Here is a 22,721-nt window from a genome sequence, read left to right as displayed (position 1 = left end):
CCGTGCCCGCATCCCTCCTGGTGCCGTTCTACGAGCACCCCGCCGACCGTCCCGAGGCCTGGTCGGCCCTGCTCGGGGCCGCGCCCTCGCTGTACGGGGTGGTCCTCAACCCGGCGAGCGGCGCGGGCGAGGCGGCCGACCCCGCCTTCGCCGAGGCCGCGGCGCGGCTGCGGGAGGCCGGGGTCCGGGTCCTCGGGTACGTGGACACCGACTACGGCCGCCGCCCGCACGCCGAGGTCGTCGCCGACCTGCTCCGGCACCGGGACTGGTACGGCGCCGACGGGGCCTTCCTCGACCAGGTCGCGACCGCGCCCGCCGCCCTCGCCCACTACGGCCGGATCGCGGTCGCCGCGCGGGCGGCCGGGGCCGCGACCCTCGTCCTCAACCACGGCACGCACCCGGACCCGGGGTACGAGCGACTGGCCGACCTCCTCGTCACGTTCGAGGGTCCCTGGGACACGTACCGCACGCTCGACCTCCCGGTCGCCCCGCACTACTGCCACCTCGTCTACGCCGCCCCGCCCGGCGTCCGCCCCGCGACCCCGGTGCACTGCGCCGTCCCGGGCACGGGCGCGCACCCCTGGGGCACCCTTCCGTACCTCCTGGAGCCCGCCCGATGAGACCCGCCCGGACCAGACGCCGCCTCCCGCTCCTCGCGGCCCTGTTACTCCTCGCGACCGCCTGTACGGCCGCCCCCGACCACGACCCGAAACCGGAGGACGCGCGTTGGCGGCCGAAGCCCGGCCTGGCCTGGCAGTGGCAGCTCAGCGGCCGCCTCGACCCGACGGTCGACGTCCCCGTCTACGACATCGACGGCTTCGACCACCCGGCCGCGACCGTGGCGGACCTGCACGACCGGGGCCGCAAGGTCATCTGCTACCTCTCCACCGGCGCCTGGGAGGAGCTCCGGCCGGACGCGGGGAAGTTCCCGAAGGCCGTCCTCGGCAAGGGGAACGGCTGGAAGGGCGAACGCTGGCTCGACATCCGCCGCGTCGACGTCCTGGAGCCGCTCATGGCGGCGCGGCTCGACATGTGCCGGGACAAGGGCTTCGACGCCGTCGAGCCCGACAACATGGACGGCTACCTCAACCCGACCGGCTTCCCCCTCACCGCCGCCGACCAGCTCCGCTACAACCGCCTGATCGCCCGCATGGCCCACGACCGGGGCCTCGCCGTCGGCCTCAAGAACGACCTGGACCAGATCCCGAAGCTCCTCGCCAACGTCGACTTCGCGGTGAACGAGCAGTGCGCCGAGTACGACGAGTGCGGCCGCCTCGCGCCGTTCGTCGCGGCCGGCAAGGCGGTGTTCCACGTCGAGTACGAACTGACGAACGACCAGTTCTGCCCGCAGGCACGGAAACTGGGCCTCAGCTCGATGAGCAAGAAGGAGGAACTCGGGGTCTGGCGGAAGCCCTGCTAGAGACCCGGTCCCAGCGTCAGCGCCACCAGCGCGACGGTCGCCGCCGTCTCCTCCAGCGCGCCGAACACGTCCCCGGTCACCCCGCCGAACCGCCGTACGCAGCGCCGGAGCAGCAGGGCCGCCGCCCCCAGGGCCGCGCCGGTCGCCACCACGTTCCGGACGGCGTCGTAGGGGGAGAGGAGCAGGCCCGCCGCCGCGGCCGCGACCAGGGTCAGGCCGGTCACGAGCGTCGCCGAGCGGACCGGGACCGTCGCCGCGACGATCGCGCCGAGGCCCTCGGGCCGGGCCGGCGGCACCCCGTGGCGGGAGGCGTGGGTGAGGGCGAGCCGGGCGACGGTCGCGGCCAGGGCGGCACCGATCGTGCCCTGCGCCCAGCCTTCCCCGTACAGCGCGTACAGGGCGGCGACCTGCGCGAACAGGACGAGGACGACGGCGATCACGCCGAACGGGCCGATGTCCGACTGCTTCATGATGCGCAGCGCGTCCTCGGCCGGCTTCGCGCTGCCGAGGCCGTCCGCCGTGTCCGCGAGTCCGTCGAGGTGGAGGCCCCGGGTGAGGACGGCGGGGACGGCGACGGCGGCGACGGCGGCGAGCAGCGGTCCCGAGCCGAGCAGCAGGAGCGTCCCGCCGAGCGCGGCGGCGCCGAGGCCGACGGCCAGTCCCGCGAGCGGCGCGCAGAGCATGCCGGCGCGCGCCGCGCCGCGGTCCCAGCGGGTGATGCGGGCGGGGAACACCGTCAGGGTGCCGAAGGCGAAACGCAGGCCGTCCATCCGGGCAGGGTAATGGGCGATCAAGGACGGTAGATTGCCCATACCGCACATATCGGAACGGGGTGGCATGGGTCACTGGTTCACCCGGAACATCGTCGAGCCGGGAAAGCTCCCGACGCTGCTCGCTCTGACGTCCTTCGTCCTGACATTCCTGGTCACCCGGACCGTCACCCGCCTCATCAGGGCGGGCAAGGGCCCGTTCAGGAACGTCTCCTCGGGAGGGCTCCACATCCATCACGTGGTCCCCGGCGTCGTCCTCGCCGTCATCGGCGGCTTCGGTGCGGTGGGCAGCGGCCGGCACGGGGTCGGCGCCGCCGTCTTCGCCGTCGTCTTCGGGATCGGCGCGGGGCTCGTCCTCGACGAGTTCGCGCTCATCCTCCACCTCGACGACGTGTACTGGACGGACGACGGCCGCAAGAGCGTCGAGGTCGTCGTGCTCACCGCCGCCCTCGTCGGCCTCGCCCTCAGCGGCTTCTCGCCCCTCGGCGTCGACGACGTGACCAGCGAGGAACGCCAGGACCGGGCCACCTTCCTGCTGACCCTCCTGGTGAACTTCCTCTTCGTCCTCACCGCTCTGGTGAAGGGGAAGTTCCGGACGGCCGTCTTCGGCACCCTGATCCCGTTCGTCGCCCTCTTCGGAGCCGTACGGGTCGCCCGTCCCGGCTCCTGGTGGGCCCGCCGGTTCTACGGCCGCCGCAAGCACGCCCGGGCCCGCTCGATACTCCGCGCCTACCGGCACGACAAGCGCTGGACGAAGCTCCGGCGCCGTTTTCAGGACCTGATCGGCGGCTTCCAGGAGCGCGTCCCCGGCGGGGGCTCCACCCGTTCCTGACCCCGCTCGCGCCAGGACTGGACGGCGATCAGGACGAGGACGCCCGCGATGGCCGCGAGGTGCTCCTTGCCCGCGAGGTTCGGCTTGACGATCACCTCGACGACCATGGCCACGACCACCGCGCCCCCGGTCCACCAGGCCCGGTAGCGCCAGCAGACGTAGACGGCGAGGCCCACGACGGCCGCCGACGGGCCGGTGTCGACGACCTGCGCGTCGGAGGCCGGGAGCCCGAGGACGCTGTCGGGCCCGAGGGCGATGCCCACGCGCGCGTACAGCGTCCCGCACAGCGTCGCCAGGTAGGCGACGGCGAGCGTCCGCCACCGGCCGAGGCAGATCTCGGCGATCCCGAACACGAGCAGGACCTGCGCGAGCGCGCCCCAGACGGGCAGGTCGAGCGCGGGGACGAAGAGCGAGAGGGGCGTACGGAGCAGGGCGAGCCACAGCGGGTCCTCGGCGCGTACGGAGCCGATGTCCTGGACCGGCTGATAGCCCCAGCCCTGGTTCTGGACCACCTGGAACGCGGCCGTCAGGCAGACGGCGGCGAGCGTCATCGGGACCGCCCGCCACCCCCGCTCCGCGAGGCCCGCCCGCACGGTCCCGAAGAGCGGACCCCACTCGCGCCGGGCGAAGGCGCCCACGGCGTTGCTCAACGGCCGCCCTCCAGATGCTTGCGGTGGAGCCACTTCGGAAGGCCCGGGGCTTCGAGGAAGCCCTCGGCCCGCCCGGCGGCGAGGCCGATGCGCGGCAGGTCCGCGCTCTTCTCGAAGAGCATGAATCGGGGCTCCCAGATCGGTCGGTACTTGGCGTTGGCGCGGTACAGCGACTCGATCTGCCACCAACGGGAGAAGAAGCTGAGCAGCGAACGCCACACGCGCAGCACGGGTCCCGCCCCGAGCTTCGAGCCACGTTCGAAGACGGAGCGGAACATCGCGAAGTTCAGCGAGACCTGGGTGATCCCGATCTCCTTGGCGCGCTGGAGGAGCTCGATCACCATGAACTCCATCAGGCCGTTCTCGGAGTCCCGGTCGCGGCGCATGAGGTCGAGCGACAGCCCCTTCGGCCCCCACGGCACGAAGGAGAGCAGCGCCCGCAGGTCGCCCTTGTCGTCCGTGCACTCCAGCATCACGCAGCGGCCGTCGCGCGGGTCGCCGAGCCGGCCGAGCGCCATCGAGAACCCGCGCTCGGTGGCCCCGTCCCGCCAGTCGTCGGCCTTGCGGAGCAGCTCGGCCATCTCCTCGGCCGGGATGTCCTCGTGGCGCCGGATCCTGACCTCGTACCCGGCCCGCTTGACCCGGTTGAAGGCCTGCCGGACCGTCCGCATCGCCCGCCCGTCCAGGGTGAACTCGTCCGTCTCCACGATCGCCTCGTCGCCCAGCTCCAGGGCGTCGAGGCCGTGCCGGGCGTAGATGACGCCGGCCTCCTCGCTCGCGCCCATGACCGCCGGGATCCAGCCGTGCTCGCGGGCCTCGGCGAGCCACGGCTCGATCGCCCCCGGCCAGGCCTCGGGGTCGCCGATCGGGTCTCCCGAGGCGAGCGAGACCCCGCCGACGACCCGGTAGGCGATGGCGGCCTTCTCGCTCGGCGACCACACGACGCTCTTCTCGCGGCGCAGCGCGAAGTAGCCGAGCGAGTCCCGGTCGCCGTACTTGTCGAGCAGTGTCCGCAGCCGTTCCTCGTCCGCCTCGGTCAGCGGGTCGACGGCCCGGCGCGAGCGGAAGGCGGCGAAGAGGACCGCGAAGAGCAGCAGCGTGGACAGGACGTTGATGGTGACGTCGACCCAGCCGGGGGTGCTGATCCCGGCGAACCCCGAGTCGTCCACGGCCAGGGTGACCAGCCGCATCACGCCGTACCGCCAGCGTTCCAGGAAGGTCGAGTGCTCCGTCGAGGTGTTGGTGACGGTGACCAGGACGGCGGCGGCCAGCGAGGTGACGAGCAGTCCGAGGACCGCCACGACCGCGGCGAGCAGCGGGTTGGAGCGGTCGCCCTTCGCGTAGAACTCCCTGCGGCCGAGCAGCAGCGCCAGGACGAAGGCGGCGGTCAGGACGAGCGAGACCCAGTTCTGCGCGTGCTCCCGGATCTCCGGGAAGAACATCACCAGCGCGAAGAGCAGCAGGAAGAGCCCGCTGAGGACCAGGTTGAGGATCCACGCGGCCCGCTTCCTGCGGCGCATGGTGATCGCCAGGAAGAGCGTGAAGACGCCGGAGGCGAAGCCGGCCGTGAGCATGTACGGGGTGAAGAAGTCGTCCTCGTTGTGCCGGCGCAGGTCCTGGCCGAACGACACCCAGACGGCGCTCAGGAAGTTGATGAACGTGACGACGCGCAGGTACCAGACGGCGAACGCGGCGCTGCGCCGCGAACGGACGGTGGAACCCCGGGGCGCCGGGTCCCGGGGGGCTGAGCCTCGGGGCGCTGCTTCGGCGGACAAACGGACCTCTCCCATGAAAAGCGATCATATGGGGCACCGATGGCCGTGCGCAGACGCCGGAGGCGGCTGTGCGCGCGTCGCGCCCACAGCCGCCTCCGGAGCAGTCAGGTCCTTTCCCCCGGTCAGGCCTCCTCGGCCGCCTCCGCGTCCGGAGTGGTCGGATCCGGTCGCTCGGGCAGCTCCGCGGCGAGGGCCGCGGCGGCCTGGACGAGGGGAAGCGCGAGCAGAGCCCCGGTTCCCTCACCCACATGGACGCCGTGGTCGAGCAGAGGGTTGAGCGCCATCCGGTCCAGCGCCTTCGACTGCGCCGGCTCCCCGCTCACCTGCCCCGCCAGCCACCAGTCCGGCGCGCGGAACGCCGCCCGCTGCGCCACCAGCGCGCAGGCCGCGCCGACGACACCGTCCAGGATCACCGGCATCCGCCGCACCGAGGCCTGGAGCAGGAAGCCCGTCATCGCCGCCAGGTCCGCGCCGCCGACCGCCGCGAGCAGCTCCAGCTGGTCGCCGAGGACCGGCCGGGCCCGCCGCAGCGAGTCCCGGATCGCCGCGCACTTGCGCATCCACGCCAGGTCGTCGATCCCGGCGCCGCCCCGGCCGGTCACCACCGAGGCGTCCGTCCCGCACAGCGCCGCGATCAGCGTCGACGCCGGGGTCGTCCCGCCCACGCTCAGGTCCCCGAGCACCACCAGGTCGGTGCCCGAGTCCGCCTCCTCGTCGGCGATCGCCATGCCGAGCCGGACCGCCGCCTCGGTCTCCTCGGCCGTCAGCGCGTTCTCCACGTCGATCCGGCCGCTGCCGCGCCGCACCCGGTGGCGCACCACGTCGGCGGGCAGCAGCTCCGGCTCGCAGTCGACACCGGCGTCCACGACCCGCACCGGCACGTTCATCGAGCGGGCGAGCACGGCCACCGGGCTCGACCCGTCGACCACCGCGCGCACCAGCTCGTGCGCCGTCCCCGCCGCCCGGCCCGACACGTCGAGCGCGGCGACCCCGTGGTCGCCCGCGAAGAGCACCACCCGCGGCTGCTCGATAGCCCGCACCTTGACCGTCGCCTGCGCCGCCGCCAGCCACTCGCCCAGCTCGTCGAGGCGCCCGAGCGCCCCCGGCGGCACGCTCAGCCGCTCGCGGCGCTCCTCGGCGTCACGCCGGATCCCGCCGTCGGGGCGCTCGATCAGATCGGAGAAGTCGTCCAGGTTCAAGGGGTCCCACCTTGTGACATGAGCAAGGGCCGTCGGTGCCATGGGTGCCGTCGGCGGCACAGGTGATCGAACCCTACCCGCGCAGGACGACCGCCTGTCCGGCGACCACGAGGAGAACCTCCTCGCACTCGTCGGCGAAGGCCGCGTTGAGCCGCCCCAGCTCGTCCCGGAACCGCCGCCCGGCCGGGGTCGCGGGCACCACGCCGGACCCGACCTCGTTCGTCACCGCCACCACGGTCCGCCGGGTGGCCCGCACGGCGGCGACGAGCTCCGCCGTCCGCTCCCGCAGCGCGGCCTGCCCGCCGTCGGCCCACCGGGCGTCGTCCCAGGCACCCACCTCGTCCATGACGTGCGTCAGCCACAGCGACAGGCAGTCGATGAGCAGCGCGCCCCCGTCGTCCTCCCGCAGCAGCGGGACGATCTCGGTGGTCTCGGCGGTGCGCCACACCCCGGGCCGCCGCTCCCGGTGCAGGGTGACCCGCTGGTCCCACTCGGGATCCCCCTCCCGGGTGCCCCCGGTGGCCACGTACAGCACCTCGGGGAAGCTCTCCAACCGCCGCTCGGCCTCGACGGACTTCCCGGACCGGGCCCCGCCCGTCACGAGGGTGCGCCGCGGCACGTCGGGCACCTCGTGGTAGTCGCCGACGTACAGCGTCGTCCCGTCCGGTACGGCCCTGGCCCCCGCCGCCGCGAGCCGCCGGTCGAGCTCGGCGCCGGTGGGCACGTCGTGGTCCAGGTGCACGGCGACGACCTCGGTCGCCGGACCGACGGCACCGGTCGCCCGCAGCCGGGCGAGCCCGTCCGGCCGGCCGGTCACGTCGGCGACGACCATGTCGTACGGGACGGCCTGCCCGTCGGGCAGCCCGGCCGGAGCGCCGCCGGGCGGCAGGTACAGCAGCCGCAGCCCCTCGGCCGAGGTCACCTCGTACCCCGTCCCCGGCGCGTCCATCGCGACGGCCCGCACCCGGTGCCCGCTGATCAGCGTCAGCTCCCGCCCGTCCGGCACCCGCCCGGCGGTCGGCAGCCCGGCGGGCACCTCGACGGCCGGCCCGTCGTGCGGATGGGTGAGCAGCACCTGCCGTACGCCGACGAGCGAATGTCCGGAACGGGCGGCGGCGAGGGCGGCCCCCGGCGTCAGATCGAGCAGCAGGGCCCCGTCCACGAGCAGCGCGGTGGCGGCCCGCGTACGGGTCCCTCGGGAGAGCGCGCACACGGCGCAGGGGCATTCGGGGCGGGGGAGCCCGAGCGGGGCGCCGGTGCCGAGCAGAGTCAGTTCCACCCTCAGATCCTCCCGCGCCACCGCGAGCCGTGCGCGCCCGGCTACGCTGCGGGCAGGAAACCGATCACCGGTGAGCGCCTGGAGGCGGACATGGCATGGACGTGGCGGTTCGAGAAGTCCGACGGCACGGAGGTCGAGCCCTCGGTGACGCCCGAGGAGTTCAGCACGCAGGGCGACGCCGAGAACTGGATCGGCGAGAACTGGCGCGACCTCCTGGGAGGCGGCGCCGACCAGGTGACCCTCTCGGAGGACGGCACCAAGATCTACGGCCCGATGCCCCTGGACGCGGAGGGCTGACCGCGCCGCGCCGCGCCCTCCCCGGGCGCGGCGCCCTCCCCGGGCGCGGCGCCCTCCCCGGGCGGCGGGCTACATCTCGCCGAGGGTGATGTCCGTCTTGTGGCTCTCCGTGCCGCGGACGTACACCGTCGTCACCACGTCGCCCGGCCGCCGCGAGGCCAGCGCCTCGGACAGGGACGTGATCGTCGTGATGTCGGTGTCGCCGAAGCGGGTGATCACGTCGCCCGGCTTCAGACCGGCCTTCCCCGCCGCCCCGTCCGCCGGCGCCTCGACCACCGCCACCCCGGCCGGGTTGTAGTCGTCGTCGAGCACCGTGCGCCCGGTGATGTTGAGCGCCGCCCGCCCCGAGTCCGTGACCTTCCCGTCCTTGATGATCTGGTCGGCGACCGTCCTCACCATGGACGCGGGGATCGCGAAGCCGATCCCGGGCGCCGATCCGCCGCCCAGCGCGGGGTCGGTCGCCGCGAGCGTGGGGATGCCGATGACCTCGCTGTCGAGGTTCAAGAGCGCGCCCCCGCTGTTGCCGGGGTTGATCGCCGCGGACGTCTGGACCATGTTCCCGATGGTCGCGCCCGTGCCCCCGCCCGTACGGCCCTCGCTCACCGTGCGGCCGGTCGCCGAGACGATGCCCTGGGTGACGCTGCCGGACAGCCCGAGCGGGGAGCCCATCGCGAGGACGATCTGCCCCATGTCGACGGCGGCGGAGTCGCCGAACCGCGCGGCCCTGAGCCCCTGCGGCACGGTCGTGAGTCTGATCACCGCGAGGTCCTGCTCGGGGTACGAGGAGACCAGTCGCGCCTCCACCGGCTGCCCGCCCGTCGCGGCCGTGACCTTGAAGGTCTTCTCCTCGCCGACGACGTGCGCGTTGGTGACGACGTGCCCCTTGTCGTCGTAGACGACCCCGGAGCCGAGGCTGCTCGCCGCGTCGATCTGCACGACCGACGGCAGGACCTCCTTGATGACGGCCTGGTAGTCGTCCTGGAGGTCGTTGGCGGCGAGGGGCGCCGCCGCCTGGGTGGACAGCGCGGGCCCGGCCGGGTCGCCGCCGGCGGAACAGCCGCCGACCAGCGCGGCGGCACAGACCACCGCGGTCAGGGGCAGCGGGAGACGCCGGGCACGGGTGCGGGCAGGGGAGAGGTCCATGCTCCGGAGTATCGATTCGCCCGGGTCCGCGGGCGCGCCGAGCGCACCCGATCAGGTCCCGGCAGCGGCCCGGACCCCACGACCGGGCCCCCGGCCCGGGCCGGGGCCTCAGCCCCGCACACCGCACAGGTGGAGCAGGGCCGCGACGCGGCGGTACGGCTCCGTCCGCCCCGCCCGCTCCTCCGCGGCGAGCAGCCGGTCCAGCTCCTCGGCGGCCGGCAGGCCCGTCTCGGGCGGGACCCCGTCGGTGAAGACCCGCACCCCGTACCAGGCGTGCAGCGGCGCGGCGATGCCCGCGAGGGTGGACGTCAGGGCGTCGAGCCGGTCGGCCCGCACCTTCACCCCGTCGTCGTCGGTGTAGACATCGGTGTCGAAGCCCGCGAGGGCCCCTGACCAGTCGCCGGCGAGCCCCGGGCGCATGGCGAGCGCCTCCGCGTTCCGCACGACCAGGGAGAGCAGGCCGCCGGGCGCGAGCATCCGCGCCAGGCCGGCGAGCAGGGCGTCGGGCTCGTCCGCGTACATGAGGACGCCGTGGCAGAGGACCACGTCGAAGCTGCCCGGCAGGAAGTGGACGCCGGTCTCACGGCCGTCGCCCTCGATCATCCGGACCCGCTCGCGGATCCCGGCGGGCTCCGTCGCGAGCGACTCGCGGGCCGCCTTCAGGAGCTCGGGGTCGGCTTCGAGGCCCGTCACCGTGTGCCCGGCGCGGGCCAGCCGCAGCGCCTGCGTGCCCTGCCCCATCCCGGCGTCGAGGATCCGCAGCCGCTGTCCGACGGGATAGCGGGCGGATATCTGCTCGTCGAGCTGGCGGGCGATGAGCTCCTGACGGATGGTGTCGCGCAGCCCGCCGTGCCCGGCGGGCCAGTGCACGACGACGGGCAGCACGGGGCCACCCGTCACCGACGCGTCGACGCCGAAGGCGCTCAGGGCCGCTCTCCGCGCTTGACCTGCGGCTTCGGCAGCCGCAGTCGGCGCATCTGGAGCGTACGCATGAGGCCGTAGGCCACGGCACCACGCTTCGGCTCGTTCGGGAAGCGCTCGTTCAGCTGCTTCCGGAGGCGGATCCAGATGCCGATCGAGTCGATCACGATCAGAACGATCACGCCGAGCCAGAGCAGCAGCGAGATGTTCTGCAGCGCCCGGTTGGCGTTGCCGAAGAGCGACAGCACGAGGATCACCACGGCCATCGGCAGGAAGAACTCGGCGATCGCGAAGCGGGAGTCCACGAAGTCGCGGACGAACTTGCGCACCGGACCCTTGTCGCGGGCCGGCAGATAACGCTCGTCGCCGCTCGCCAGCGCCTCACGCTGTCGGGCCAGGTCCGAGCGACGCGCCTCGCGCTGACGCTTGGCGGCCTCCTTGCGGTCGGTCGGCACCGTCGCGGCGCGCTTGCGCTGGGTCTGCGCCTCACTCCGCTTCGGTGTCGGGCGGCCCTTGGGGGCCTCGGGGTCGCGGGGCTGCTTGGAGAGGTCCGCCGTCACCTTGTCGGTGGGGGCCTTCTCATCCTTCGAACGGCTACGGAACACAAAACCCAAGGGTACGGGGTGGTGGCCGGGAACCCGATGCCGCCCGGGAACGATCCGCTAACGGACGGCGTCTTGTGACGTACGCACACGGGGCGGGAGGGGGTTCCCCCGGGGTCCCCCCTACTCCCTGGGCGGGAGGACGGGCCACGTCCAACTCGTCCTTGGGGAGGAGCGCATCCCGCCCCGAACAGTGCGGTAATGGAGACAGGGCCCGTAGTGTGGATCCTGTTGGAGAGCTGGAGCCGAAGTCCGTCAGAAGGGGGCGCGCGAAGCCCATGAGCGGTGTCATGAAGCGTATGGGGATGATCTTCCGCGCGAAGGCGAACAAGGCCCTTGACCGGGCCGAGGATCCGCGCGAGACGCTCGACTACTCCTACCAGAAGCAGCTGGAGCTGCTGCAGAAGGTGCGGCGCGGCGTGGCCGACGTCGCCACCTCCCGCAAGCGGCTCGAACTCCAGCTGAACCAGTTGCAGGGCCAGTCCGCCAAGCTGGAGGACCAGGGCCGCAAGGCGCTGGCGCTCGGCCGCGAGGACCTGGCGCGCGAGGCGCTGTCCCGCAGGGCCGCGCTCCAGCAGCAGGTCAGCGACCTGGAAGTGCAGCACCAGACGCTCCAGGGCGAGGAGGAGAAGCTCACCCTGGCCGCGCAGCGCCTCCAGGCCAAGGTCGACGCCTTCCGCACGAAGAAGGAGACCATCAAGGCGACCTACACGGCGGCGCAGGCACAGACCCGCATCGCCGAGTCGTTCTCCGGCATCTCGGAGGAGATGAGCGACGTCGGCCTCGCGATCCAGCGGGCCGAGGACAAGACCGCGCAGCTCCAGGCGCGGGCCGGCGCGATCGACGAGCTCCTCGCCTCGGGCGCGCTCGACGACCAGTCGGGGCTCGGCAAGGACGACATCCAGGCCGAGCTGGACCGGCTCTCGGGCGGCACGGACGTCGAGCTGGAGCTCCAGCGGATGAAGGCCGAGCTGGCCGGCGGCTCGTCGGCGCAGCAGCAGGCGATCGAGGGCAGCGGCACGGAGCAGCAGCGCCCGCGCTTCGAGAAGTAACGGCGAGACAAGCAACCCCGACCGACAGGACGCGTCATGATCGTACGGATCATGGGGGAGGGCCAGCGGACGCTGGCCGACAGCCACGTCGTCGAGCTGAACCGGCTCGACGACGAGCTGCTCGCGGAAATGGAGTCCGGTGACGAGGAGGGCTTCCGCCGCACGCTCGCGGCCCTCCTCGACGAGGTCCGCCGCCTCGGCGAACCGCTCCCGGACGAGGCACTGGAACCCTCGGAGCTGATCCTCCCCTCCCCGGACGCGTCCCTGGACGAGGTCCGCGCGATGCTCACCGACGACGGCCTGATCCCAGGCTGAACGCCGACCGCCCCCGACCCCGCCGCGTCCGAGTCGCGGATCCGGGACAGAGCCGAATCCGGCTCCGCCGCGTTCGGCGCGCGGGGTCCGGGACAGAGCCGAATCCAGCCCCGCCGCGTTCGGCGCGCGGGGTCCGGGACAGAGCCGAATCCAGCCCCGCCGGCGCTTGAGGCGCGGGGTCCGGGGCAGAGCCCCGGTTTCGGGAAGGGGCGGGGTGGGGGAGAAGGCCCGCCGCAGGCGGGAGACGGCCCCCCGCACCCCCACCGCCCCCCCCGCACCCGCGCCCCCCCGCCGCAGGCGCCCCGTACCCGCGCCGCCCCGCCCACCCCGTACCGTTTCGCCACGTGACCCCCGCCGCCCGCCTCCGCGCCTGGTTCCACGCGCACCCGCTCGCCTTCGACGCCGCCATCGCCGCCGGCACCCTCGTCTGCATGGTCGCGGCCTCCTTCACCGACCCCCACGGCAGCCCCGAGGGCCCCACCTTCGGGGACCGGGCCCCCGACCCGTGGAGCGTGCTGATCATGGTCGTGGGGGCGGCCGCGCTGGTGCTCCGCCGCCGCAGCCCCTTCGCGGTGCTCTGCTTCACCGTGACGATCTGCCTGGTCGAGCTGGTCAACGACACCCGCCCCGCGCCGATCGCGATGAGCGTCGTCGTCGCGCTCTACACCGTCGCCTCCCGCACCGACCGCCCCACCACCTGGCGCGTAGGCCTCGTCACCATGGCCCTGCTCACCGCCGCCGCGATGGTCTTCGGCCCGACCCCCTGGTACGCGCAGGAGAACCTCGGCGTCTTCGCCTGGACCGGCATGGCCGCCGCCGCGGGCGACGCCGTCCGCAGCCGCCGGGCCTTCGTCGACGCCATCAGGGAGCGCGCCGAGCGCGCCGAGCGGACCCGCGAGGAGGAGGCCGGCCGCCGCGTCGCCGAGGAGCGGCTGCGGATCGCCCGCGACCTCCACGACGTCGTCGCCCACCACATCGCCCTGGTGAACGTCCAGGCCGGCGTCGCCGCCCACGTCATGGACAGGCGCCCCGACCAGGCGAAGGAGGCCCTCGCCCACGTCCGCGAGGCGAGCCGCTCCGCGCTCGACGAGCTCCGCGCCACCGTCGGCCTGCTGCGCCAGTCCGGCGACCCCGAGGCCCCCACCGAACCCGCCCCCGGCCTCGCCGTCCTCGACGGGCTCCTCGACAGCTTCCGGAAGGCCGGCCTGCCGGTCACCCTGGCCCGTACCGAGAGCGAGCACGACCGCCCGCTCCCCGCGACCGTCGACCTCGCCGCGTACCGGATCGTCCAGGAGGCCCTGACCAACGTCCGCAAGCACGCGGGACCGGACGCCGTGGCCGAGGTGAGCGTCGTCAGGGTCGGCCGTACGGTCGAGATCACCGTCCTCGACAACGGCACCCCGCAGACCCCGGCGGAACCGCGGTCCGACTCCGGCGGTCACGGCCTGCTCGGCATGCGGGAGCGGGTCAGCGCCCTCGGCGGCACCCTGACCACCGCACCCCGCTACGGCGGCGGCTTCCGCGTGCAGGCGATACTGCCGGTGACCACGACCCGTACCGGAGAGGGGGAGGACGCGTGACGCCGGTGATCCGGGTGCTGCTCGCCGACGACCAGGCCCTGCTGCGCAGCGCCTTCAAGGTCCTCGTCGACTCCGAACCCGACATGAGGGTGGTCGGCGAGGCCGCCGACGGCGAGCAGGCCCTCGCCCTGGCCCGCTCGGAGCGGCCGGACGTCGTCCTCATGGACATCCGCATGCCGGGTACGGACGGCCTCGCCGCGACCCGTGCCATCACGGCCGACCCCGAGCTCGCGGACGTACGGATCGTCATGCTGACGACCTTCGAGGTCGACGAGTACGTCGTGCAGTCGCTGCGCGCCGGAGCCTCCGGCTTCCTCGGCAAGGGCGCCGAGCCCGAGGAGCTGCTCGGCGCGATCCGGATCGCCCACGCCGGCGAGGCGCTGCTCTCCCCGGCCGCCACGAAGGGCCTGATCGCCAGCTTCCTGGCGCAGGGCGGCGGGCTCGACCCGGCGGGCGACGCCGGACGGCCGTACCCCGAGCGGCTCGCCGCGCTCACCGCCCGCGAGCGGGAGGTCCTCGTCCTCGTCGGCGGCGGGCTCTCCAACGACGAGATCGCGGAGCGGCTCGACGTCAGCCCGCTCACCGTGAAGACGCACGTCAACCGCACGATGGCCAAGCTCGGCGCCCGCGACCGGGCCCAGCTGGTGGTCACGGCGTACGAGTCGGGTCTGGTGCGTCCGAGGACGGAGTAGCTGCCGCGTACTCCAGACGCGGTATGCGCGGCATAAGGATGTGGACCTCGGGGCCGAGGACTTCCGGCCCCGGATGGCAGAGGGTAGGGGCCGGGGGGAGCGCATCAGGTCCTGGCTGCTCCCGTTCGTCGCCGAGTACGCCACAGAAGAGAGACCCCATGTCCTGGCTGTCCAGATTCAGCCTCGCGCAACGGGCCCTGATCGGGCTGATGTCCATCGTCGCGATCGTGTTCGGCGCGATCGCGATACCGCAGCTGAAGCAGCAGCTGTTCCCCTCGATCGAGCTGCCGATGGTCTCGATCCTCGCCCCGTACCAGGGCGCCTCTCCCGATGTGGTCGAGAAGCAGGTCGTCGAACCCCTGGAGAGCAGCCTCAAGTCCGTCGACGGGCTGAAGGGCGTCACCGCCACCGCCTCCGAGGGCATGGCCGTCGTCATGGCCTCCTTCGACTACGGCGACGACTCCACCAAGCAGCTCGTGGCCGACGTCCAGCAGGCCGTGAACCGGGCCCGCGCCCAGCTGCCCGACGCGGTCGACCCGCAGGTCATCGCCGGCTCGACGGACGACATGCCGACCGTCGTCCTCGCCGCCTCCTCCGGCAAGGACCAGCAGGCCCTGGCCGACCAGCTGGAGCGGACCGTCGTCCCCGCCCTCGAAGGCATCGAGGGCGTCGGCCAGGTGTCCGTCAGCGGCGTCCAGGACCTCCAGATCTCCGTCGTCCCGGACCAGCGCAAGCTGGCCGCGGCCGGGCTGAACACCATGAAGCTCGCCGAGGCCCTCCGCTCCGGCGGCGGCACGATCCCGGCCGGCTCGTTCTCCGAGGACGGCAGGAGCCGCACGATCCAGGTCGGCGGCGGCTACACCTCGATCGAGCAGATCCAGGACCTGCGCATCCCGGCGGCCGTCCCCGGCAAGGGCAGGGCCGTCCGCCTCGGCGACGTCGCCGAGGTCCGCCAGGAGGAGTCGCCGGCCGTCTCCCTGACCCGCACCAACGGCAAGCCCAGCCTCGCCGTCATGGCGACCATGGACAAGGACGGCAGCGCCGTCGCCATCTCCGACGCCGTCGAGGAGAAGCTCCCCGAGCTCCGCCGCGACCTCGGCGACGGCGCCGAGCTGACCGTCGTCTCCGACCAGGGCCCGGCCGTCGCGAAGGCCGTCTCCGGCCTGACCACGGAGGGCGCGCTCGGCCTCGTCATGGCCGTCCTGGTGATCCTGGTCTTCCTGACCTCGATCCGCTCGACCCTGGTGACCGCGGTCTCCATCCCGCTCTCGGTCGTCCTGGCCCTGATCGTGCTGTGGACCCGCGACCTGTCCCTGAACATGCTGACGCTCGGCGCGCTCACCATCGCCATCGGCCGGGTCGTCGACGACTCGATCGTGGTCCTGGAGAACATCAAGCGGCACCTCGGCTACGGCGAGGAGCGCCAGGCGGCGATCATCACCGCCGTCCGCGAGGTCGCCGGAGCGGTCACCTCCTCGACCCTCACCACCGTCGCCGTCTTCCTGCCGATCGGCCTGACCGGCGGCATGATCGGCGAGCTGTTCGGCTCGTTCTCGCTGACGGTCACGGCGGCCCTGCTCGCCTCGCTGCTCGTCTCCCTGACGGTCGTCCCCGTGCTCTCGTACTGGTTCCTCCGCGCCCCCAAGGGCACCCCTGAGGACCTGGAGGAGGCCCGCCGCCTGGCCGAGGCGAAGGAGGAGAGGAGCCGTCTCCAGCGCGCGTACGTGCCGGTGCTGCGCTTCGCGACCCGGCGCCGCCTCACCAGCCTGGCCATCGCCGTCGCCGTCCTCGTCGTCACCTTCGGCATGACGCCGTTCCTGAAGACGAACTTCTTCGACCAGGGCGAGCAGGAGGTGCTGAGCGTCCAGCAGGAGCTGCCGCCGGGCACCAGCCTGAGCGCCTCCGACGAGGCCGCGAAGAAGATCGAGAAGATCCTCGCGGAGACCGAGGGCGTCAAGGACTACCAGGTCACCGTCGGTTCCTCCGGCTTCATGGCGGCCTTCGGCGGCGGTACGGGCTCCAACCAGGCCTCGTACAAGGTCGGCCTGGAGAGCTCCGACGCGTACGAGAAGACCCGCGACGCCCTGGAGAAGGCCTTCGCCGGACTCGACGGCATCGGCGACACCACCATCGCGGCCGGTGACGGCTTCGGCAGCCAGGACCTGAGCGTGGTCGTGAAGGCGGCCGACGCGGACGTCCTCAAGGCCGCCTCCGAGCAGGTCCGCGCGGCCGTCGCCGGGATGAAGGACGTCACCGACGTCCAGAGCGACCTGGCCCAGTCCGTCCCGCGGATCTCCGTGAAGGCCAACGAGAAGGCCGCCGACGCGGGCTTCGACTCCGGCTCGCTCGGCATGATCGTCGCCCAGGCCGTCCGGGGCACCCCGGCCGCCAAGGCGATCCTCGACGACACCGAGCGGGACGTCCTCATCACCTCGGCGAAGCCGACCACCACCCTGGCCGAGCTGAAGGCGCTGCCGCTCGGCCCGGTGAAGCTGGGCGACGTCGCGACCGTCGAACTCGTCCCGGGCCCGGTCTCCATGACCCGGATCGACGGCGCCCGCGCGGCGACGATCTCGGCCAAGCCGACCGGCGACAACACCGGCGCGGTGAGTGCGGCGCTCCAGACGGAGATCAACGCCCTCGACCTGCCCGAGGGCGCCACCGTCAGCATCGGCGGCGTCTCCGAGGACCAGTCCGAGGCGTTCACCAACCTCTTCCTGGCGATGCTCGCGGCCGTCGCGATCGTCTTCATGCTGCTCGTGGCGACCTTCCGGTCGCTGATCCAGCCGCTGATCCTGCTGGTCTCGATCCCGTTCGCGGCCACCGGCGCCCTCGGCCTGCTCGTCGCCACGGACACCGCGATGGGTGTCCCGGCGATGATCGGCATGCTGATGCTCATCGGCATCGTCGTGACCAACGCGATCGTCCTGATCGACCTGATCAACCAGTACCGGGCCCAGGGCCTGGGGGTCGTCGAGGCCGTGGTCGAGGGCGGCCGCCACCGGCTCCGCCCGATCCTGATGACCGCCCTGGCGACGATCTTCGCGCTGCTGCCGATGGCCCTCGGCATCACCGGCGAGGGCGGCTTCATCGCCCAGCCGCTGGCCGTGGTCGTGATCGGCGGCCTGATCACCTCGACACTGCTGACCCTCCTCCTCGTGCCGACGCTGTACGCGATGGTGGAGCTCCGCAAGGAGCGCCGGGCGAAGAAGAAGGCGGCGAAGAAGGCCGGGAAGGAGAAGGCCGGGAAGGAGAAGGGCGACGACATCGTGGACATGCCGCAGCAGGCGGACGTGGACCCGGTGACCGCCTCCCTGCTCGACGTGCTCGACTGACCCGCTGACGCCGGCCCACGGGCCCGCCGACACGGAGAAGGGGTGCCCCACCGCGGTGGGGCACCCCTTCTCCGTACGTGAGGAACCGTTACGGCAGGGCGAGCATCCGCTCCAGCGCGAGCTTGGCGAAGCTCTCCGTCTCCTCGTCGACCCGGATCTGGTTGACGAGGTTGCCCTCGGCCAGCGACTCCAGCGTCCACACCAGGTGCGGCAGGTCGATGCGGTTCATCGTCGAGCAGAAGCAGACCGTCTTGTCGAGGAAGACGATCTCCTTGTCCTGGTCGGCGTAACGGTTCGCCAGGCGGCGGACGAGGTTCAGCTCCGTGCCGATCGCCCACTTCGAGCCGGCCGGGGCCGCCTCCAGGGTGTTGATGATGTACTCGGTCGAGCCGACGTAGTCCGCGGCGGCGACGACCTCGTGCTTGCACTCGGGGTGGACGAGGACGTTCACGCCCGGGATGCGCTCGCGGACGTCGTTGACCGAGTCCACCGAGAAGCGGCCGTGCACCGAGCAGTGCCCGCGCCACAGGATCATCTTCGCGGCGCGCAGCTCCTCGACGGTGAGCCCGCCGTTCGGCTTGTGCGGGTTGTAGAGCACGCAGTCGTCAAGGGACATGCTCATGTCGCGGACGGCGGTGTTGCGGCCCAGGTGCTGGTCCGGCAGGAACAGCACCTTGTCGCCCTGCTCGAAGGCCCAGTTCAGCGCCCGCTCGGCGTTGGACGAGGTGCAGATCGTGCCGCCGTGCTTGCCGGTGAACGCCTTGATGTCGGCCGAGGAGTTCATGTACGAGACCGGCACGACCCGGTCGGCGATCCCGGCCTCGGTCAGCACGTCCCAGCACTCCGCGACCTGCTCGGCGGTGGCCATGTCGGCCATCGAACAGCCGGCCGCGAGGTCCGGCAGGACGACCTTCTGGTCGTCGCCGGTGAGGATGTCGGCCGACTCGGCCATGAAGTGCACGCCGCAGAAGACGATGTACTCGGCCTCGGGCTTGGCCGCCGCGTCGCGGGCGAGCTTGAACGAGTCGCCGGTGACGTCGGCGAACTGGATGACCTCGTCGCGCTGGTAGTGGTGGCCGAGGACGAAGACCTTGTCCCCGAGCTTCTCCTTGGCGGCGCGGGCGCGCTCCACGAGGTCCGGGTCGGAGGGCGACGGCAGATCGCCCGGGCACTCCACACCGCGCTCGCTCTTCGGGTCGGCCTCGCGGCCGAGGAGGAGGAGGGCGAGGGGAGTCGGCTGGACGTCGAGATCCGGACGGGGCTGGGCGGTGGTCACGTCACGCACCCTTTCTTGAGGGTCTTCTGCTGAGGGTCTTCGGCAACGCTTTTCGTCGAAATGACGCTATCTATCATAACCGCTTCGCGTCAGCATGACGATGTCCATAGTGTCGATGTGACGAATTCGCCGTCCCCGCTCCGGTGCCGGGTGTGCGAGCATGAAAGAGGAAAGACCCCACGCGGCCCGGAATGAATCCGGGGCACCGACGGTTCCACCGTTGGCAAGCAGTCTCCGTACACACCGGGAGAGAAGCAGATGTCCGTATCGGACGAACAGACCACTGTCAGCGACGGCATCCTCCTGTCCGACGCCGCCGCGGCCAAGGTCAAGGCCCTCCTCGACCAGGAAGGCCGCGAGGACCTGGCCCTGCGCGTCGCCGTTCAGCCCGGTGGCTGCTCCGGCCTGCGTTACCAGCTGTTCTTCGACGAGCGTTCGCTCGACGGCGACGTCGTGAAGGACTTCGACGGCGTCAAGGTCGTCACCGACCGCATGAGCGCCCCGTACCTGGGCGGTGCCTCGATCGACTTCGTGGACACCATCGAGAAGCAGGGCTTCACGATCGACAACCCCAACGCCACGGGCTCCTGCGCCTGCGGCGACTCGTTCAGCTGAGCCCGTAGCTGTACGTCCGTGAGGGCGGCGGTCCGGTTCCCCGGGCCGCCGCCCTCACGCGTTCCCCCGCCCCCGCGGTCAGCTCCGGGGGACGCCCTCCCCGCTGGCCCCGTCCACCACGGTCCGGGAGTCGAGCGGCCGGTCGAGGGCGACCGTCTTCGTCACCTCGACGGCGATGGCGACGCAGGCCCGGTCGGGATCGCGGGGCGTCTCCTTGATCCGTACGGTGACCCGGTCGGCGCTCTCCTGGGCCGTGACCGCGTAGTCGCTGCACACCCCGCCCCAGAAGGTGACGGTCAGCTTCCGGCCGTCGGCGTCGGCCCGGTACGACTGGATCAGCCGCGCGGGAGCCGGCGTGGACGTGGGCGCGGGCTCGCCCGGCGCCACCCCCTGGCCGGGGACGAGGGCGCTCTGCGCCACCGTGTAGGGCGCGGTGCCCGCCGGGTCGGCGGTGAAGAGCCACGAGGGCACGAGCAGCCGCTCGCCCTCCACGTCCCGGGGAGCGAGCCCGAAGACCGCGTCCGTGACGGGGACCTGCTCGGGCGGGGCCGAGGCGGCGGTCGGGCAGCCCTGAGGCTCCGTGGGGTTGCCGGGCGCGATCGGCTCCACGGGCGCGACGGGCTCCACGGCGGCCCCCGCGGGCGGGTCGGTGGCACACCCCCCGATCCCGACCGGCCCCGTGCCCTTCGACGCCTCGTTCAGCTCGGCGAGGGCCTTCTCCGCCCCGACGACGGGGTACGCGGCGTCCTCGGCCGGCTCCTTGAGCATCCCGCTGGCGGCGACCGTCCTGCCGTCGGGCCCGATCTGGAAGCCGGTGGACCAGCCGTGGGTGGGCAGCCCGCCCACGACGGGATCGGCGTTCACGAGCCGCACCGACCCGTTCACGACCTGGGTGGCCGTCACCTTGGCGTCGTCCTGCCCGACCGCCTTGAGGACCGGCGCGGCGGCCGCCCTCGCGGCGGCCTCGCTCACCGGGGAGCCGCCGGGGGAGGGCTTGGTCTCGCCGGGCGGGGGACAGGCCTTGCCCTTGAGGCAGGTGTCGTCGACGGGCCCGCCGTCGTACCAGGAGTACGTCCAGTTCCCCGGCGCCTTCCGGGCGACGTCGAGGCGCGCCCCCGAGCCGTCCTTCTCGGGCCGGATCGTCCAGACGTCGCCGACGAGCGCGGGGGCGCCGGGCAGACCGAGGGCCTCGGCCAGCCTGGTCACCTCCGCCGAGGTGACCAGGCCCTGCGGCCGGTGGACCGCGGCCGAGGAGGGCCCCTGGGGGAGTGGGCCCTTGGCTGTGTAGACGATCCCGTGGGGACCGCCGTGGGGATCGGGCTCGCCGGGCGCGATGCCGGCACCGCTCCCCGTACCGCCGCCCGCGTCCAGGACGGGCGGGGTGCTCGCGGGCGCCGCCGCGAGAGGGGCGCCCTCGCCGGGCGCGGTCGCGGCGAAGGAGAGGTAGACCCCGCCGCTTATGGCGAGGACGGCCCCGGCCGCCACCGCGGCGGTGACTCCTCGGCGCCGCCGCTTCCCGTTCTCCGTGTCGCTGCTCACCGCACGCTCCCTCGATCGAGTCGACCGGACGGCAATGGGACGGAACGGAGGGGCGGACGGTTCCGTCGGCCGCGTCGGCGGGTCAGCCGCCGTACTCGGCGGTGGCGGCGATGAGGCGCGCGGAGGCGGCCGGCACGACGACGCCGTGGATCGACGCGGGGGAGACCGGAGCGGGGGCGGGGGCGACCGGGGTGACCCAGTGGGGGGCCATCCGAGCGCCGTCGCCGCGCAGCTCGGCGAGGCTCCACTCGGACTCGTGACGCTCGCGAGGAGCGGGGTACATGGTCATGGCGGCACCGTATGCACCACAGCGCATCGGGGAAAAGACCTACTCTGGGGTAGTTTCCACTGTTCGGAAGTGGCGTCCTCACCCGGTAGCGTGAACTGTCATTACCGCCTTCCCGCAGGAGCATCCAGCCGTGCGTATCGCAGTCACCGGCTCCATCGCCACCGACCACCTCATGACCTTCCCCGGCCGATTCGCCGAACAGTTCGTGGCCGACCAGCTCCACACGGTGTCCCTCTCGTTCCTCGTCGACAACCTGGACGTGCGCCGGGGAGGCGTCGCGGCCAACATCTGCTTCGGCATGGGCCAGCTGGGCAGCAGCCCGCTGCTCGTGGGCGCGGCCGGCTTCGACTTCGACGAGTACCGCGCCTGGCTCGACCGCCACGGCGTCGACACGTCCGCGGTCCGGATCTCCGAGGTCCTGCACACGGCCCGCTTCGTCTGCACGACGGACGCGGACCACAACCAGATCGGCTCGTTCTACACGGGCGCGATGAGCGAGGCCCGGCTGATCGAGCTCAAGGCCGTCGCCGACCGGGTCGGCGGTCTGGACCTGGTCCTGATCGGCGCGGACGACCCCGAGGCGATGCTCCGCCACACGGAGGAGTGCCGTTCGCGGTCGATCCCGTTCGCGGCCGACTTCTCGCAGCAGATCGCCCGCATGGACGGCGAGGAGATCCGCACGCTGCTCGACGGGGCGACGTACCTCTTCTCGAACGAGTACGAGAAGGGCCTCATCGAGTCGAAGACCGGCTGGACCGAGCAGGAGATCCTCTCCCGCGTCGGCCACCGCATCACCACCCTCGGCTCGCGCGGCGTCCGCATCGAGCGGGTCGGTGAGCCGGCGATCGAGGTCGGCTGCCCGGAGGAGACGGCGAAGGTCGACCCGACCGGCGTCGGCGACGCGTTCCGCGCCGGCTTCCTGACCGGCCTGTCGTGGGGCGTCTCGCTGGAGCGCGCCGCGCAGCTCGGCTGCATGCTCGCGACCCTGGTCATCGAGACGCTCGGCACGCAGGAGTACACCCTGGCCCGCGCCAACTTCATGGACCGCTTCACCAAGGCGTACGGCGACACCGCTGCCGCCGAGGTCCAGTCCTACCTGAAGTGACCCACGGGGAGCCGGGCGGAGACCCTCCGCCCGGC

At 72.8% G+C, this 22,721-nt stretch carries 22 protein-coding genes; 11 read left to right on the top strand and 11 right to left on the bottom strand.

Features of this window, described 5'->3' with window-relative positions; genetic code table 11:
- The first annotated feature begins 2 nt into the window (after window positions 1–2).
- On the top strand, window positions 3–620 hold the full coding sequence (locus AB0G79_RS08460; protein WP_360802206.1) for a spherulation-specific family 4 protein: 618 nt from the start codon (window positions 3–5) through the stop codon (window positions 618–620).
- Window positions 617–1,420, top strand: a complete 804-nt coding sequence (locus AB0G79_RS08455) for an endo alpha-1,4 polygalactosaminidase (RefSeq protein WP_360802204.1) — start codon at window positions 617–619, stop codon at window positions 1,418–1,420. Before AB0G79_RS08460 ends, AB0G79_RS08455 begins: the two co-directional genes overlap by 4 nt.
- On the opposite strand, the gene AB0G79_RS08450 is transcribed toward AB0G79_RS08455, so the two are convergent.
- Complete coding sequence (locus AB0G79_RS08450; protein ID WP_360802201.1) at window positions 1,417–2,190, bottom strand: adenosylcobinamide-GDP ribazoletransferase; 774 nt, start codon at window positions 2,188–2,190, stop codon at window positions 1,417–1,419. The two genes, AB0G79_RS08455 and AB0G79_RS08450, sit on opposite strands and share 4 nt — an antisense overlap.
- 67 nt (window positions 2,191–2,257) lie before the next feature.
- Between AB0G79_RS08450 and AB0G79_RS08445 the strand changes: the two genes are divergently transcribed.
- Window positions 2,258–3,022: a hypothetical protein gene (locus AB0G79_RS08445; RefSeq protein WP_360802198.1), complete on the top strand. Its 765-nt coding sequence runs from the start codon at window positions 2,258–2,260 to the stop codon at window positions 3,020–3,022.
- Here the strand turns inward: AB0G79_RS08445 and AB0G79_RS08440 are convergent.
- The 4 genes from AB0G79_RS08440 to AB0G79_RS08425 all read right to left on the bottom strand — a co-directional run bounded on the left by AB0G79_RS08440 (window position 2,962) and on the right by AB0G79_RS08425 (window position 7,925).
- A complete protein-coding gene (locus AB0G79_RS08440; RefSeq protein ID WP_360802195.1) occupies window positions 2,962–3,672 on the bottom strand; it encodes a hypothetical protein in 711 nt (236 codons plus the stop codon). The genes AB0G79_RS08445 and AB0G79_RS08440 overlap by 61 nt on opposite strands.
- Complete coding sequence (locus AB0G79_RS08435) at window positions 3,669–5,462, bottom strand: phosphatidylglycerol lysyltransferase domain-containing protein (protein WP_360802192.1); 1,794 nt, start codon at window positions 5,460–5,462, stop codon at window positions 3,669–3,671. Before AB0G79_RS08435 ends, AB0G79_RS08440 begins: the two co-directional genes overlap by 4 nt.
- A gap of 107 nt (window positions 5,463–5,569) precedes the next feature.
- Entirely contained in the window at window positions 5,570–6,646 is a 1,077-nt protein-coding gene (gene cobT, locus AB0G79_RS08430) for a nicotinate-nucleotide--dimethylbenzimidazole phosphoribosyltransferase (RefSeq protein ID WP_360802189.1), read from the bottom strand.
- Between the two features lie 73 nt (window positions 6,647–6,719).
- Entirely contained in the window at window positions 6,720–7,925 is a 1,206-nt protein-coding gene (locus tag AB0G79_RS08425; protein ID WP_360802186.1) for a bifunctional adenosylcobinamide kinase/adenosylcobinamide-phosphate guanylyltransferase, read from the bottom strand.
- A gap of 90 nt (window positions 7,926–8,015) precedes the next feature.
- Here AB0G79_RS08425 and AB0G79_RS08420 point away from each other — a divergent pair, with 90 nt between their 5' ends.
- A complete protein-coding gene (locus tag AB0G79_RS08420; RefSeq protein ID WP_360802183.1) occupies window positions 8,016–8,222 on the top strand; it encodes a hypothetical protein in 207 nt (68 codons plus the stop codon).
- A 69-nt stretch (window positions 8,223–8,291) separates the two neighbouring features.
- Here the strand turns inward: AB0G79_RS08420 and AB0G79_RS08415 are convergent, their stop codons facing one another.
- The 3 genes from AB0G79_RS08415 to AB0G79_RS08405 form a co-directional block, all read right to left on the bottom strand.
- Complete coding sequence (locus tag AB0G79_RS08415; protein WP_360802180.1) at window positions 8,292–9,365, bottom strand: trypsin-like peptidase domain-containing protein; 1,074 nt, start codon at window positions 9,363–9,365, stop codon at window positions 8,292–8,294.
- Window positions 9,366–9,473: 108 nt separating this feature from the next.
- A complete protein-coding gene (locus AB0G79_RS08410; protein ID WP_360802177.1) occupies window positions 9,474–10,250 on the bottom strand; it encodes a methyltransferase domain-containing protein in 777 nt (258 codons plus the stop codon).
- 38 nt (window positions 10,251–10,288) lie between these two features.
- Complete coding sequence (locus tag AB0G79_RS08405) at window positions 10,289–10,891, bottom strand: DUF3043 domain-containing protein (protein WP_360802174.1); 603 nt, start codon at window positions 10,889–10,891, stop codon at window positions 10,289–10,291.
- A 275-nt stretch (window positions 10,892–11,166) separates the two neighbouring features.
- Between AB0G79_RS08405 and AB0G79_RS08400 the strand changes: the two genes are divergently transcribed.
- The 5 genes from AB0G79_RS08400 (at window position 11,167) to AB0G79_RS08380 (ending at window position 17,862) form a co-directional block, all read left to right on the top strand.
- Entirely contained in the window at window positions 11,167–11,940 is a 774-nt protein-coding gene (locus tag AB0G79_RS08400) for a PspA/IM30 family protein (protein WP_360802167.1), read from the top strand.
- Window positions 11,941–11,976: 36 nt separating this feature from the next.
- Window positions 11,977–12,255, top strand: coding sequence for a hypothetical protein (locus AB0G79_RS08395; protein ID WP_360802164.1), 279 nt, complete (start codon window positions 11,977–11,979; stop codon window positions 12,253–12,255).
- A 344-nt stretch (window positions 12,256–12,599) separates the two neighbouring features.
- Window positions 12,600–13,835, top strand: coding sequence for a sensor histidine kinase (locus AB0G79_RS08390; RefSeq protein ID WP_360802161.1), 1,236 nt, complete (start codon window positions 12,600–12,602; stop codon window positions 13,833–13,835).
- On the top strand, window positions 13,832–14,527 hold the full coding sequence (locus AB0G79_RS08385) for a response regulator transcription factor (protein WP_360802158.1): 696 nt from the start codon (window positions 13,832–13,834) through the stop codon (window positions 14,525–14,527). The genes AB0G79_RS08390 and AB0G79_RS08385 overlap by 4 nt, the downstream gene beginning before the upstream one ends.
- Before the next feature lie 158 nt (window positions 14,528–14,685).
- Window positions 14,686–17,862: an efflux RND transporter permease subunit gene (locus tag AB0G79_RS08380; protein ID WP_360802155.1), complete on the top strand. Its 3,177-nt coding sequence runs from the start codon at window positions 14,686–14,688 to the stop codon at window positions 17,860–17,862.
- Between the two features lie 88 nt (window positions 17,863–17,950).
- On the opposite strand, the gene nadA is transcribed toward AB0G79_RS08380, so the two are convergent.
- Entirely contained in the window at window positions 17,951–19,147 is a 1,197-nt protein-coding gene (gene nadA / locus AB0G79_RS08375) for a quinolinate synthase NadA (RefSeq protein WP_360802152.1), read from the bottom strand.
- A gap of 249 nt (window positions 19,148–19,396) precedes the next feature.
- Between nadA and AB0G79_RS08370 the strand changes: the two genes are divergently transcribed.
- Entirely contained in the window at window positions 19,397–19,753 is a 357-nt protein-coding gene (locus tag AB0G79_RS08370; protein ID WP_360802149.1) for an iron-sulfur cluster assembly accessory protein, read from the top strand.
- Between the two features lie 78 nt (window positions 19,754–19,831).
- Here the strand turns inward: AB0G79_RS08370 and AB0G79_RS08365 are convergent, their stop codons facing one another.
- Together AB0G79_RS08365 and AB0G79_RS08360 are read right to left on the bottom strand one after the other, a co-directional pair.
- Complete coding sequence (locus AB0G79_RS08365) at window positions 19,832–21,292, bottom strand: hypothetical protein (protein WP_360802146.1); 1,461 nt, start codon at window positions 21,290–21,292, stop codon at window positions 19,832–19,834.
- A gap of 82 nt (window positions 21,293–21,374) precedes the next feature.
- Entirely contained in the window at window positions 21,375–21,581 is a 207-nt protein-coding gene (locus AB0G79_RS08360) for a hypothetical protein (protein ID WP_360802143.1), read from the bottom strand.
- A 130-nt stretch (window positions 21,582–21,711) separates the two neighbouring features.
- Here AB0G79_RS08360 and AB0G79_RS08355 point away from each other — a divergent pair, with 130 nt between their 5' ends.
- Window positions 21,712–22,686, top strand: coding sequence for a carbohydrate kinase family protein (locus AB0G79_RS08355; protein ID WP_360802140.1), 975 nt, complete (start codon window positions 21,712–21,714; stop codon window positions 22,684–22,686).
- The last annotated feature ends 35 nt before the right edge of the window (window positions 22,687–22,721 follow it).

The sequence above is a fragment of the Streptomyces sp. NPDC020807 genome (assembly GCF_040641575.1).
Taxonomy (GTDB): Bacteria; Actinomycetota; Actinomycetes; order Streptomycetales; family Streptomycetaceae; genus Streptomyces.
The sequence above is the reverse complement of the archived record's forward strand: the minus strand, read 5'-3'. Positions and strand labels throughout refer to the sequence as shown.